General features: G+C 46.5%; 1 protein-coding gene. It reads left to right on the top strand.

Annotation, left to right across the window (positions count from 1 at the left end; genetic code table 11):
• Positions 1-218 (top strand): hypothetical protein (locus tag BLW97_RS19885; RefSeq protein WP_207650665.1); only part of this gene is annotated, 218 nt, incomplete at its 5' end.
• Positions 219-361: the final 143 nt, after the last annotated feature.

Consider the following 361-nt stretch of genomic DNA (forward strand, 5'->3'; position numbering starts at 1 on the left):
CGTTCTTCTATGGCGTCAAAACGATTCGTCCGGAAGATTCGGGAATATTTAGAGGAAGAATGCATGCCTGTATGGGCATTCAGGACACCATCCAGTATGAGAAATCTGGGAAGGCGTCCCATTGGGCAAAAGAATGTGCAGCGGATTCCACAATACTCAAAAAGGTGGTCATTTTCACACACCAATTTTCCATCGCAACAGTCGCACAAGACTTATGAGATCAGCCAGAACTATTGGGAGCTGAGGCGGCCAGAGCGGCTCTCCCGAAGGGATTCATCTCTGGTTAAATCGATTAGCACAGGGGGATTCTCATGAGCTTAAAGACAAACTGGAAAACGATAATTCAGATAGTAACCGCAAG

Source organism: Acidithiobacillus albertensis (assembly GCF_001931655.1).
Lineage (GTDB): Bacteria > Pseudomonadota > Gammaproteobacteria > Acidithiobacillales > Acidithiobacillaceae > Acidithiobacillus > Acidithiobacillus thiooxidans.